A 13996-nucleotide genomic window follows, 5' to 3' on the forward strand; every position below is an offset into this window, starting at 1 on the left:
TTTTAATTTCAGAAAGTATACGAATTATCATTTACAAAGAAAATCGCATTTGCAAAAATAAGCTTTCCATTCTGCCAAAACGCCCTAAAAAGTGGATCGTCTACCATATAAATTACGCTGCCCCTTCCTATGCGCTGTTCTCCAAAAACCAAAGAATTTTTGAGTCCTTTTAAAGCATCTTCCCCGGCAAATCCAGAGACGTTCACGGGCTCTTTGATATACCCCACATTAAAACCATCTTCTAAATAAGAGTAGCTGTCGCTACCCAGTTTGAGGCTAAAATAATCCTGACCATAACCAAACGCCAGCGGATGTGTGGTGTCCAGTTCTGTTTTAAAAATGCTCCCGGTAATGAGGTCTTTGGTGCTTTCTTTTTCAAGATCAGAATAGGGTATCAGCTTAACAACACTATCGTTTTTTTCTTCTTTTGGTTTGTTTTCTTTAAGGCCGAAACCGTCGTTACCAGCCAGTGTTTTGAGTGCGCCATCAACTGCAATGAGTTTGCCGCCATCCTGAACCCAGTTTTTTATTTTTTCGATAGACTTATCGTCAACTACAGCATTATAATAACCATTTGGCATGATCAAAATATCAAAATCATGAAGGTCTGTCGCCACTAGATCACTCGTATTTATGGGAAGTACGGGATAATTGAGATCCTGCTCAAAGAAATACCAGGTAGCACCAAATGCCAGCGAGGAAACTCCATCGCCTTTAAGCAATCCAACTTTTGGCTGGTTGATGATCGACACATCTCCAGAACCAAAATCTGGTCCAGAAGTGGCAAAACTGGTTCGCGTGGATTTTAAGTCCCGGTGAAATTTATTGGCGATTTCAGTCAATTTTTGATCAAAATCGGGCATTTTTGCGTTGTCGCTACGCGTGATTACCAGAGAACCACGCTCGTATTTAGCACCATCGTTTTCAAGGGGTTTATAGGTAAAACGGACTTTTATATCATTTTTGATCAATTCTGCCAGGAAACGGGCATCTTCCATACTGTCCCATTTGCTGATGTAACCTGCCGCATCTGGCGTTGCCGTAGCCGAAGCGTTCCTAGATGGCACGGCAGCGTTCGCTTCTACCAGAGAAGTGCTCGCCACAGCTTCCAGGCCGTAGGCTTGTGGCAGGCTCCAGGCGGTTATGTCATAAGTTATAGGCGTTGAAAGCTTCGCATTTGCATCAAAAAGTACCTTTACCATGGTGCTTTTAGGTTGGTCTGTGCTTATTACAAGAGCCGATTCATAGTCCATTTTTCCTTTTCCATTTTGACCATAATTAAAGCCGCGAACGGAACCTTTACCGGTATAACCATATTGAATCTCATGACGATCCAATAAGGTTGCGAGTGCGGCAAGCCTATCTGGACTGCCTTTTAATACATAACTTTTGTATTCAAAATCCTTAGGGCTAAAGAACTTATGGAATTCTGTATTAAGTTTTTCAACATTTTTTGAAGCGGTTTCTACAGTTGCCAAACCAGTGGTCACGTGATGCGCAACGCGATCTACAAGCGTAAGTACATAACCTTCATCCGTTTTGATTCCCAGGCCGGCACTTCCGTTTCCGCCCTGTTCGTAAGTCATCCCAATCGCGCCCATATATAGCGGATAAGTATCACCATAGCTGGGATACAGCAGGTCAAAACGCTCCCTCGTAAAGAAAAGCCAACCGTTTTGATCAAAATATTTCGCGTTGTTTTTACCAATTTCCGTTTGAAAATCACGCTGAAAATCGGTGATTACTTCGTGAAATGGTTCCGCGGCAGGCGCAAAATAATAAGGTTCGTTGATGCCCTGCTCATGAAAATCCACATGAATTTGAGGCATCCACTGGTTGTAAACTTTTAATCGCTGCCGCGTTTCTACCTGCGAGGCCCAGGCCCAGTCACGATTGAGATCAAAAAGATAATGGTTTGGCCGGCCACCGGGCCAGGGTTCATTATGTTCTGCTGCCGCGCGATCTATACTGTAGGGCTCGGTTTTTACCTGGTTGTACCAGTTCGCATAACGATCCCGGCCGTCTGGATTTACACAGGGATCCATGATTACGACTACATTTTGCAACCATTCTTTTTTTTCGGTAATTAGTTTGTAGACGGTTTCCATAGCAGCTTCCGTGCTGCTGGCCTCGTTGCCATGCACATTGTAGCTCAGCCAGACTATTGTTTTATCTGGAGTGGCGCTTCCATCTAAAAGTCCGGCATTTTTTAGGTTGTTTTGGCGTATTTCTTCCAGATTGCCCAGGTTTTCTGGTGTAGAAACCACCGCATAGGTAAGTGGCCGCCGCTCGTTTGTCTTTCCATATTCCTGATACGTGACCCAATCCGAATTTTCGGCAACGTCTTTGAAATAATTTACCACGTCTGCATGCCGTGAAAATTGGGTGCCAAGGGTGTAGCACAGAAATTCTTCCGGGGATTTTAGGTTCTGGGCACTGAGTGTGACCGATAAAAATAAGAATACAAGAGCGAGTCGGTTTTTGAGCATAAAAGTTGGAATTTTGAAATCTAAAACTACTAAAAACTAGACAATAGTGAATCCTTCCATTTAATGTAACTTTGATATTTTAGGATTATGTATTTTTTGCGCTATAAAGTGCGAAGATGTGTGATTTTTACATCAAATATGCTGCTTGCTATGAACATTCATAAAATCCCCTATTCAGAAACCGGTTATTTTTCTAAAATCATCTGTGACTACCTGGAAAAAAAGGAATCGATAACTTCCTTTTACCACCGTTCTGCTGAGATAGAGTCCTTCAAAGCGCAAATAAAAGAAAAGAAAAGTTTTACCGCTGAAAACAGACAAATCCTGGTAAAAACACTTCAAAACCAGTATAAATCGATCAAAATCAGCCAAAAAACGGCCGAAAATATCGATTTATTAGAGAAAGATTCAACGTTTACCATAACTACGGGCCACCAACTCAATCTTTTTACCGGACCGTTATATTTTCTATACAAAATCATTCATACGATCACGCTTTCCCAGAAGTTAAAATCCCATTATCCCGAGCAGGATTTTGTGCCCGTATACTGGATGGCGACAGAGGATCATGATTTTGACGAGATCAATTACTTTAATTTAAATGGTAAAAAATTCCGCTGGAACCGTACCGACATCACAGATAATAATAAGGGTGCCGTTGGTGAATTGTTTACCGAAGGCCTGGATGCCGTGCACGAACAGTTTTGCGCAGAAATAGGAAGTACCAGAATCGCTAAAAAGCTTTGCAATCTTTTTTCTGAAAGTTATTTAGAACACAAGAATCTCACGGAAGCTACGCGTTACCTGGCAAACGAACTTTTTGCTGAATATGGCCTGGTGATTATAGATGCCAATGCAGCAGCTTTAAAGCGGAATTTTATCCCTTTTATGGAACGGGAATTAAAAGAGCAGATTTCCTTTAAAACAGTAGAAAAAACGACTGAAAAGCTTGAAAAATCAGGGTATTCCATCCAGGTTTCTCCCAGGGAAATCAATCTTTTTTATTTAAAAGACGGACTAAGAGAACGTATTATTGAACGTGATGGGGCATTTTTTGTTCACGATACCCAAATGGAGTTTTCGCAAGAAGAGATTCTAAAAGAACTACAAAATTATCCAGAACGCTTTAGTCCCAATGTGATTATGCGTCCCTTGTATCAGGAAGTGATTCTACCGAACCTCTGTTATATAGGTGGAGGCGGGGAGCTTGCGTACTGGCTTGAACTAAAAGACTATTTTGAAGCGGTACAGGTTCCTTTTCCCATACTCATGCTGCGCAATTCTGCCCTGATCATGACCGAAAAACAGTTCGACAAAGCAAAAAAAATGGATCTTGAGATTGCAGATTTATTTCAGGATAACAATGATCTGGTAAACCGTAGAATACGTAAAATATCAAATATTGATATTGACTTTTCCCCTCAAAAGGAACATCTGATCAATCAATTTGAAGAAATGTACACTATCGCTGAAAAAACCGATGTAACCTTTCTTGGCGCCGTAAAAGCGCAGGAAGTAAAACAGTTAAAAGGTTTAGATCATTTAGAAAAGCGTTTGCTAAAAGCCCAAAAAAGAAAGCTTGGCGATGAAGTTAAACGACTTACCGCACTACAGTTAGAACTCTTTCCTCGGGAAAATCTGCAGGAGCGCATAAATAATTTTTCAGAGTTTTATATCGAATATGGCGAGAAGCTAATACCCCAATTAATGGAGTCGCTAGATCCGCTTAACGAAGACTTTAGCGTTATCGTTTTTGAATAGAAGCTTCTGTAAATTTATGGGAAAGTAATAAGTAGAATCAAACTTTCAGATGGTAATTTTTAATCTTTTCTTCTGTGGTTTTATAGAATCATAGCATTGTAGGGAACAATCGTAGTAAACCCTTTAACCTTAAAATACTCCATTTCCTTTAGCGAGCCGGTCGCCAGTATAAAATCGCCGCCCCAGCCGCCCAGGCTTTTAATACTACCTTGATAATCAGGAAAAAGTCTTGATTTTACCGTTGGCAAACCTAGCAAGTTTGAAAGAATATTTTCATGTTGTGTCATTAAATATTCAAATTCATTCAATGTTGAAACCACTAAAAGAGACCGGGTCAGTTCTGAGATCTCTTTTACTTTATCTTGAAGTTCGTTTAATGGCTGACTTCTATACTTTTTTACCGCCTCACGGGTATTTTGCTTTTGATTTAAATGAATAAAAAAAAGCTGGTCTGAAAAATTTGGAGCAAAAGGAGCGTCTTCAACTATTGGTTTTTTATCTTTTAAATGATATAAAATAGGTGCGTCATGGTGTGCGCACGCAATATCATAACCACTACCTCCAAAGGTTTTTTGTAGTAAGTCATAGGGGTTGACCATTGCCCAGGACGCTACATTATTTATAAGCGTAGAAGAGGAGCCCAGGCCCCAATCCCGATGAAAATCAAGTTCGGTTGTAACCTGAATATTATTATCAGCGGCTAAAAAATCCGGATTCAGCTCTTTTGCGGCACAAAGTATTTGATAAAGTCGAGCTTTTGGATCGTTTAAATTCTGCTGAAAAGCCTTATTATTTAAGCTTTTCAGGTCAATATTTGCCTCAAACCAGCAGTTTTTATTTTCGTCCAGGCTTGACCAAAATAAACCTTCTTTTTTTGATTGGGTCACGGTTAGCGACTGTCCTTTTTTTGTGGGAAGTGCTAAAGCTAGCGCACCATCAAGTACGAGGTATTCACCCGTTATGAGTAGTTTTCCGTTACTTTGAAAGATTTTTTGGTTCAAGGATTTCTCTTATTTTCTAATGCTTTCTACGTAATGCTCAACTGCGCTATGGGTAACTTTATGGGTTTTGAAATGATTTATTGCCTGGGATTTTTCATCATCATTGGCGCTCATTTGGTTCAGTATGTTCATGAGGTGCATTTTCATATGTCCCTTTTGAATTCCCGTAGTGGTAAGTGACTTAATGGCACCAAAATTTTGCGCAAGACCTGCAACCGCAACGATCTGCATCAATTCTTCTGCACTGGGATTGCCCAGAAGTTCCAGATTTAATTTAACAAGTGGATGGATGTTTGTAAGTCCGCCCACGGTGCCCAGGGCAAGCGGTAATTTTATGGAGAAGGTAAAATTTCCATTTTCCAGTTCTACTTTTGTAAGGCTGCTGTAGCTTCCTTTTCTTGCCGCATAGGCATGAATACCCGCTTCTACCGCCCTAAAATCATTACCGGTAGCGATAACCACGGCATCTACGCCATTCATTATACCTTTATTATGGGTAACGGCACGGTAAGGTTCAATTTGTGCAATCTTTACCGCTTGTTCAAATTTTGTTGCAAAGAGCTGCGCATCAAAACCTGGACCATCAGCGAGTTCTTCAATGGGGCAACTCACAGATGCTACGGCGATACATTCTGGTACATAATTGGAAAGTATGCTCATGATAATCTGTAGCCTACCGTCGTAATCCCTTGCGATCTCGTGGCTTTCAAATTCCCGCTGAAAGGTTTCGGCAAATTGTTCCAGGCAACTGTTGATGAAATTGGCACCCATGGCATCAAGTGTCTCAAAGGTGCATTGTAACTGATAGTAATTATTTAAATGCTTCGTTTTATTTTTTAAAACAATATCCAGAATGCCACCACCACGGTCTTCCATTTTTTTTGTAATGGGCTTCGCTTCTTTTATGAGCTTTGATTTTATTTCTTCAAAAAAGAGAATGAGCTCGTCAGGTTCGCCGTCATAAGTAAAATGAACGTGGCCTACCTTCACTGTACCCAGAATTTCAGTTTTAAAGCCTCCGCGGGTCATCCAGAATTTTGCGGCTTTACTGGCGGCCGCCACAACAGAACTTTCTTCAATTGCCATGGGGATAGCATAAGGTCTGTCATTTATTAGAAAGTTGGGCGCAACGCCCAGCGGCAAATAATAATTTGAAATCGTGTTTTCAATAAACTCATCATGGAGTTGCTGTAGTTTATCATCCCCGTTCCAATATTGCTTTAAAATAGCTTTAGCGTTGGGGTTCTCGCTCAAATACTGGTCAGAAATCCAGTCTATTTTTTCTGTTTTGGAAAGGCGGGAAAATCCCTGAATAGTTTTAGACATAATGCACAACAAAACGATTAAAGGGTAAATATACCATTTTAGTAGGTTTTATATGAAATTATACCAACTACAGGTTCAATGCTAGCCATAAAAAAACCTCAAAAGCTTTCTAAGCTTTTGAGGTTTTCAATAAATCTGATTATTGATTAATCTTCAACTAATACCCAATCACCCTTATCTAAAAGGGGAATTGCTTGTTTGTATTTGACGGTTTTATTATCCCCGTTCATTACATTTTTAATTGTCACCCTGTCGTTACGGTTTATCTTGGGTCGCTCACGTACAATGGTTTCGGTGATTTGCTGCTGCTGGGGCTGTGTGTTATTACCAGCCTGTCTGTTTTGTGCGGCACGCTCGTCAAGATTTTGTATTTCTTCTTTAGAGGTTTCGGTTTTCTCCTTCTTTTGAGTGGTTTTCGCCTCTTTTATCTGGTTTTGCTCCTGTACGGGTAGTTCTCCTTTAAATAAGAAAGAAATCACATCTTTATTTACCTGTTCTATCATTTGTTTGAACAGTTCAAAAGCCTCAAACTTATAGATAAGCAATGGATCCTTTTGCTCATGAACAGCCAACTGAACGCTTTGTTTTAGTTCGTCCATTTTGCGCAAATGCGTTTTCCACGCATCATCTATAATGGCAAGGGTAATGTTTTTCTCAAAATCTGTGATAAGCTGTTTACCTTCACTTTCATATGCACCTTTTAAATTGGTAACCACGCGCAGTTCTTTGTTTCCGTCAGAAAAAGGAACAACGATACGTTCGTAATTACTATCTGGGTTTTCATATACATTTTTAATGATAGGAAAAGCCATTTCCGCATTGCGCGCCATCTTCTCTCGATAATGTTCCAGCGAAGCTTTGTAAACAATTCCGGCCAACTTTTGAACACTCATGGAGGCAAATTCTTCCTTGGTGACGGGACTGCTCATAGAGAAAAACCGAATAAGTTCAAATTCAAAATTCTTATAATCCTGAGCGACTTTGTTCGTTTCGGCTATTACTTCCGCAGTATCATAGATCATGTTTGCAAGATCCACACGAAGGCGTTCGCCAAAAAGTGCATGATAACGACGCTTGTAGATAACCTCACGTTGCGCGTTCATTACATCATCATATTCAAGCAAGCGCTTACGTACACCAAAGTTGTTTTCTTCAACCTTTTTCTGGGCACGTTCAATGGATTTTGAAATCATCCCATGCTGAATAACTTCACCTTCTTCAAGGCCCATTCTATCCATCATTTTTGCGATACGTTCTGAACCAAAAAGGCGCATAAGGTTGTCCTCAAGGGAAACGTAAAACTGTGAACTTCCCGGGTCTCCCTGACGACCTGCACGACCACGTAACTGGCGGTCTACTCGTCTTGAGTCGTGACGTTCTGTACCTATTATGGCAAGACCGCCCGCTCCTTTCACATCTTTGCTCAATTTAATATCCGTACCACGACCAGCCATGTTTGTGGCAATGGTTACCTGACCAGAGTTACCGGCATCGGCAACAATATCAGCTTCTTTTTTGTGAAGTTTTGCATTCAAGACGTTGTGCGGAATTTTGCGTAAAGTCAACATTTTGCCTAAAAGTTCAGATATTTCAACCGAAGTCGTACCTATAAGTACAGGCCTGCCGGCTTTTGTAAGTTCTGTGACTTCATCAATTACCGCATTGTATTTTTCACGCTTGGTTTTATAAACCTTATCATCTTGATCATCACGGGCAATAGGACGGTTTGTAGGTATTTCAACCACATCGAGTTTGTATATTTCCCATAATTCTCCAGCTTCGGTAACGGCCGTACCGGTCATACCAGAGAGTTTGCGGTACATCCTAAAGTAGTTCTGAAGCGTTACCGTTGCAAACGTCTGTGTAGCGTCTTCAATTTTTACGTTCTCCTTAGCTTCTATTGCCTGGTGAAGACCATCGCTATAGCGACGACCATCCATGATACGTCCTGTCTGTTCATCTACAATCTTGACCTTATTGTCAATAACTACGTATTCTGTATCCTTTTCAAATAAAGTATACGCCTTGAGGAGCTGGTTCATGGTGTGAATACGCTCACTTTTTATGCTGAAATCCCTAAAAAGCTCTTCTTTCTTTTCTGCTTCTTCTTCTTTAGTAAGTGCAGCACTCTCAATTTTATTGATCTCCATACCCATTTCTGGCATGACAAAGAAATCGGGATTGTCTTTTCCTGAAAGGTGATCTATACCTTTATCGGTTAATTCAATTTGATTGTTTTTCTCATCAATGGTAAAATACAGGTCCACGTCAATTTTTGGCATCTCGCGGTTATTGTCCTGCATGTAGTGATTTTCGGTCTTTTGAAGTAACTGCTTAATACCTTCTTCACTTAAGTATTTAATAAGCGGTTTGTTTTTTGGAAGTCCGCGGTATACCCGGTATAATAAATCTGCACCTTCTTTAGTATTACCGGCCTTGATCATTTTTTTAGCTTCGGCTAGCGTAGTGGTAAGCTGCTGACGCTGAATATTAACCAGATCATCAATTTTCGGCTTTAGGGCATCAAATTCGTGTACGTCTCCTTTCGGAACGGGTCCAGAAATAATAAGCGGGGTACGGGCATCATCTACAAGCACACTATCCACCTCATCTACAATGGCATAATTAGGGGCACGCTGCACAAGATCACCGGGGGAATGTGCCATATTATCACGCAAATAATCAAAACCAAACTCGTTGTTTGTTCCATAAGTGATATCTGCGGCATAAGCCTTTCTTCGGGAAGCGGAGTTGGGGCGATGGTAATCAATACAATCTACGGTAAGACCATGAAAGTTAAATATGGGCGCCATCCAGGCACTATCCCGTTTGGCAAGGTAATCGTTTACCGTTACCAGATGCACGCCACGACCGGTCAAGGCATTAAGGTACATGGGGAGCGTAGCCACAAGCGTTTTACCTTCACCCGTTTGCATTTCTGCAATTTTACCCTGGTGCATGGCGACACCACCTATAAGCTGTACATCGTAATGGATCATATCCCAGGTAATAGGCTTACCTGCGGCGTCCCAACTGTTAGACCAGATCGCCTGATCATCTTCCAGGGTCAGGTAGTCTTTGTTTGCGCTCAATTCCCTGTCAAAGGCACTAGCCGTAACTTTGATTTCGGTATTATGAAAAAAGCGGGTAGCGGTTTCTTTTACAACAGCAAAAGCTTCGGGAAGGATATCATTGAGTACCTCTTCACTAATTTCGTAAGCTTTATCTTTAAGAGCATCTATTTCTGCATAAATGTCTTCCTTGCGGTCAATATCCTCATTAGTATCTGCTTCGGCTTCCAGCTCTGCCATTTTTGCGTTGACCTCACTGAGTGCATCTGCAATTTTTGCTTTAAATTCAATGGTTTTTGCCCTTAGTTCATCATGGGAAAGTTTTTTTATGGCTGCTTCATAACTTTTAACTTTCTCAACTATTGGCATAATGGAGGCAACATCCTGCTTGGATTTATCGCCTACAAATACTTTTAAAACCTTATCTAAAAATCCCATGGTTGGTATGATCTTTTAATTGTAATTATTCCGTTCAAATTTAAGCAAAAAAAAAGCCTCTAAGTGAGACTTTATAGTTGTTTATGGTATGGGTATATTTAATACTCGTCCTCGTTCCAGAGATAATCATCTTCTGAAGGGTAATCTGGCCAAATCTCATCTATAGAATCATAAGAGTCACCCTCATCTTCCATAGCTTGTAGATTTTCCACAACCTCCAGAGGAGCTCCAGTCCTAATTGCATAATCAATCAATTCATCTTTTGTGGCCGGCCAAGGGGCGTCGCTCAAGTGAGATGCCAATTCTAAAGTCCAGTACATAGCGTAGCGTGTTTTTAATTTTTGCAAAAATAAATTTTTGAACGCTAAAACCAAGTAAATAATCAATTATTATCAAAATAATTTATAAGAACGTCTGTGCCGGCCTATTAATGCTGAAAATGAGGTCTAAAACACTAGTTTTCCTTTTCGGGAATCCATTTAATTTCTTCTGCTTGTAGTTCATGGGTCAACATTCGTGCCAGCATAAACAGATAGTCAGATAGTCTGTTGAGGTATTTCAATGAAAATTTATCAAAGGGTTGTTGCTCATAAAGTGCTGAGGCATTGCGCTCAGCCCTGCGGCAGACGCAGCGGGCAATGTGACAGAATGACACCGACTGATGCCCTCCCGGAAGCACAAAGTGCGTCATCTGGGGCAGATGGGATTCCATGCGGTCCATCTCATTTTCCAGGTGTTCCAGATCAGCTTCTTTTATTTTTTTAATATCCAGACGCTCTTTTCCATTTTTGAGAGTCGCTTTTTGTGGATCTGTAGCGAGAATGGCGCCAACGGTAAAAAGATTTTTTTGAATCTGGAGCAGGTTCTTTTTGTGAAGCTGGTCAATTTCCTGATCGCGTATAAGTCCCAGATGTGCATTGAGTTCATCTACCGTTCCATAGCTTTCTATGCGCAGATTGTGCTTAGGTACTCGTGTACCGCCAAATAGGGCAGTAGTGCCTTTATCACCCGTTTTCGTATATATTTTCATGCCGTGAGGAGTAATTTTTGATTTGTGTTAGCAGCGTTTATTTTCTTTGATATTCATGAAGATTCACTTTAGAATAATAAGAAAAGCTGTTTATGTTTTATTGCGTTTTTCTTCTTCCTGCTTGCGCTCCATATAATTTTCGCGAAAGCTCCTGCGTCTTCTGTCACTGTTCTTTTTAGTATTTTTTCGGTTGTTTGCGACGACTATTAAAAACAATACCGCAACAACGACAACGATTAGAATGCTTTGCATTTCTTCGGAAATAAAATCGAACATTTTATTAGTTTTTAAGAAGTTCTGACACTTCTTTTTTTAAAAGAGGTATGTCATTATGAATTATGTTCCACAGAATATCGTAGGAAACAAATTCATAGCCATGCGAGATTCTACAGCGGGTATCAATTATATTTCTTATCTGACTGATCTTTTCGGCTATATTTTGATCTTCTTTTAAAATTTTATTTGAAGCTTTACCTATTATTTTTAAGTTTCGTTCTACGGATTTAATGGTTTTGATGTCTCTTGAGAAATCATCAAATTGCGTTATTGCACGTATAAAAATCTGATTTCATTAATAGATCTATGAATATCATACAGGCAAGTTTTGATTTTGATGTTCATATACTAGAACTTTTGTGCGATCAAGTTCTTCTTTAAAATATGGATTACTGATCGCTCTTTCTTCCAATAAATCTATATTTCTGCCCAAAAGTTCAATTAATTTGAATTTTAGGTCAAAATATTTATCATTATAATTAAATGGATCCTTTTCCTCAATACCAACCACGAGATCAATGTCACTGGCGTCACTGAATCTCTCAGTAAGAACAGAACCAAATGCAAAAAGGCTCTTCACTTGATTTTTCAAGCAAAGTTCACGTATTTGATCCGCATGATCGAGAAGGATTTTCATACCTTAAAAATAAGGATTTAAGCTGAATTTCTTCCGTAGAAATCACAAAATCAAGCTTCGTTACATCTGCTGGTGCTTTGCGTAATTGCGCCATTTTTCAAAACAAGCTTGCATATCTTCTGGTATTTCACTGTCAAAGCTTTTCCATTCGCCACTAACTGGATGCTCAAAACCAAGGGTTTTTGCATGCAGCGCCTGCCGTGGAAGCACTTTAAAACAATTATCTACAAACTGCTTGTATTTAGTGAATGTTGTTCCTTTTAAAACAGCATCACCTCCATAACGTTCATCATTAAAAAGGGTATGGCCTATATATTTCATATGTACGCGAATCTGGTGGGTACGACCGGTCTCCAGCTTGCAGGAAACCATGGTAACGTAGCCAAAACGCTCCAGGACTTTATAATGGGTGACTGCTTCCTTACCGTGGTCAGATTCTTCAAAAACGATATTTTGCATTCTGTTTTTAGGGTGGCGGGCGATATTGCCTTCTATAGTGCCACTGTCATTTTCCACATTTCCCCATACGAGCGCCACATATTCCCGCTCACTGGTCTTGTTAAAAAACTGCTTGGCCAGATGGGTCATGGCATCGTCTGTTTTTGCGACCACCAGGAGTCCGCTGGTGTCTTTGTCTATGCGGTGTACCAGGCCGGGCCGACCACTGCTGTTTTCCGGCAGGTTTTCAAAATGGTAGGTAAGCGCATTGATAAGTGTGCCGCTATAATTGCCATGACCAGGGTGAACCACCATTCCGGGAGGTTTGTTTACCACAAGCAACGCATCGTCCTCATAAACGATATCAATGGGAATATTCTCTGGGACAAGTAAAAATTCATAGGGCGGATGTTCAAAAAGCACGCGCACCACATCATTTGCCTTTACCTTATAATTCTGCTTGACAACCTCGCCATTGACCTGAATATTGCCATTTTTTGCCGCTTTTTGAATCTTGTTACGGGTCGCTTTTTCCACAAAATTCATTAAAAATTTATCTACGCGCAAAGGTTCCTGACCCTTACCGGCGGTAAAGTTATAATGCTCATAAAGCTCATCGTCCTGCTCTTCGTTATCGGTGGTATTCTCGTCCTGCATACCTATAATTTTCAATCCCTTGAAGGATTCATTAGTTGACCCTAAAGGTCGAAATCTTATACTTTTTCCACATCAAAATCAGCGCGCAACTCATAAATAGAGTAACCCTGAGACCTGATTTTATTTGAAAATATTTTAAGGCTTAATTATCGTATCCGCTTTTGCCGTCGCCCAGAACAAGATCTATCGTTGCTGTTTTCCGCAAGGGTACGCCCTCTTCCAGTTTTTTGCCTTCGTGCCGCATTTCCAGTACTTCATCTTCGGCAATGTAGGGCTTGTAGGTAATTTTGCCTACTTTAAAACCCATAGCGATAAGCGTAGGTTCCGCTTGTCTCAAGGTACGTCCTATAATACTGGGCACTTCGATCTGGCGGTAACCAGAAGGGTTCATGACCAGGTATATTTTTCGGTTTTCCTTTACAAACTTTCCGGGTGCCGGGGTTTGTTCAATTACGGAATATTTCGGGAAATCCGGGTTGTAGTTAGAAGAGTCAATCACTACATAATTGAGGTCAGATTCCTTCAGCTTTTGCTTTACCAAAGCCAGGTTCATTTTGCCAAGGTCAGGCACGGCAATACGCTGGTCGTGATTTGTTGATCCCTGTAGCCAGTACATAGAAAGAAAAACAAGCCCCACGATAATCACAGCTGCCAGAGCCAGCTGAATTAAAAAAGATTTACTGAATATAAAGCGTATAAAACCCATTTGATTAGCCTTTTTTGTAGCTGCAAATTTAGTTAAAATTGGTTCGGTTTGTTGGTCGTTTCTTTTTTTGTTTAAATGTCCCCTAGATCATGAGACAAACAAAATGCTGAAAAAGGGTCAAAATCTCAAAATTGTCCTTGCTTTTCGGTCAATGTTTGTACTTTTA

The 13996-nt window shown here is 40.4% G+C and carries 12 protein-coding genes; 1 reads left to right on the plus strand and 11 read right to left on the minus strand.

What is annotated here, in order from left to right; genetic code table 11:
- Positions 1-8: 8 nt before the first annotated feature.
- Positions 9-2489 (minus strand): M14 family metallopeptidase, encoded by a 2481-nt coding sequence (locus P162_RS12655; protein WP_031427818.1) that lies wholly within the window; start codon positions 2487-2489, stop codon positions 9-11.
- A gap of 150 nt (positions 2490-2639) precedes the next feature.
- On the opposite strand from P162_RS12655, the gene bshC reads away from it, so the two are divergent.
- On the plus strand, positions 2640-4250 hold the full coding sequence (gene bshC / locus P162_RS12660) for a bacillithiol biosynthesis cysteine-adding enzyme BshC (RefSeq protein ID WP_031427820.1): 1611 nt from the start codon (positions 2640-2642) through the stop codon (positions 4248-4250).
- 80 nt (positions 4251-4330) lie between these two features.
- Here the strand turns inward: bshC and P162_RS12665 are convergent, their stop codons facing one another.
- The 10 genes from P162_RS12665 to P162_RS12710 form a co-directional block, all read right to left on the minus strand.
- Positions 4331-5251: a GYDIA family GHMP kinase gene (locus tag P162_RS12665; protein WP_031427822.1), complete on the minus strand. Its 921-nt coding sequence runs from the start codon at positions 5249-5251 to the stop codon at positions 4331-4333.
- Between the two features lie 9 nt (positions 5252-5260).
- Positions 5261-6577, minus strand: a complete 1317-nt coding sequence (locus tag P162_RS12670) for a hydroxymethylglutaryl-CoA reductase, degradative (RefSeq protein WP_031427824.1) — start codon at positions 6575-6577, stop codon at positions 5261-5263.
- A gap of 146 nt (positions 6578-6723) precedes the next feature.
- The gene (secA, locus tag P162_RS12675; RefSeq protein ID WP_031427826.1) at positions 6724-10086 is read right to left on the minus strand and encodes a preprotein translocase subunit SecA; all 3363 of its coding nucleotides are present in this window, start codon (positions 10084-10086) and stop codon (positions 6724-6726) included.
- Positions 10087-10184: 98 nt separating this feature from the next.
- A complete protein-coding gene (locus tag P162_RS12680) occupies positions 10185-10406 on the minus strand; it encodes a DUF2795 domain-containing protein (RefSeq protein ID WP_009781131.1) in 222 nt (73 codons plus the stop codon).
- 134 nt (positions 10407-10540) lie between these two features.
- The gene (locus P162_RS12685) at positions 10541-11116 is read right to left on the minus strand and encodes a cob(I)yrinic acid a,c-diamide adenosyltransferase (RefSeq protein WP_031427829.1); all 576 of its coding nucleotides are present in this window, start codon (positions 11114-11116) and stop codon (positions 10541-10543) included.
- A gap of 90 nt (positions 11117-11206) precedes the next feature.
- Positions 11207-11392 (minus strand): hypothetical protein, encoded by a 186-nt coding sequence (locus P162_RS12690; protein ID WP_031427830.1) that lies wholly within the window; start codon positions 11390-11392, stop codon positions 11207-11209.
- A 4-nt stretch (positions 11393-11396) separates the two neighbouring features.
- On the minus strand, positions 11397-11678 hold the full coding sequence (locus tag P162_RS18075) for a HepT-like ribonuclease domain-containing protein (RefSeq protein ID WP_081868474.1): 282 nt from the start codon (positions 11676-11678) through the stop codon (positions 11397-11399).
- Positions 11679-11705: 27 nt separating this feature from the next.
- A complete protein-coding gene (locus P162_RS12700; protein ID WP_031427831.1) occupies positions 11706-12029 on the minus strand; it encodes a nucleotidyltransferase family protein in 324 nt (107 codons plus the stop codon).
- A gap of 60 nt (positions 12030-12089) precedes the next feature.
- Positions 12090-13124, minus strand: a complete 1035-nt coding sequence (locus P162_RS12705; RefSeq protein WP_031427833.1) for an RluA family pseudouridine synthase — start codon at positions 13122-13124, stop codon at positions 12090-12092.
- 142 nt (positions 13125-13266) lie between these two features.
- Positions 13267-13830 carry a PASTA domain-containing protein gene (locus P162_RS12710; RefSeq protein ID WP_031427835.1) on the minus strand — a complete coding sequence of 188 codons (564 nt, stop codon included), beginning with the start codon at positions 13828-13830 and terminating at the stop codon, positions 13267-13269.
- Between the last annotated feature and the right edge of the window lie 166 nt (positions 13831-13996).

The organism is Flavimarina sp. Hel_I_48, from assembly GCF_000733945.1.
Classification (GTDB): Bacteria; Bacteroidota; Bacteroidia; order Flavobacteriales; family Flavobacteriaceae; genus Leeuwenhoekiella.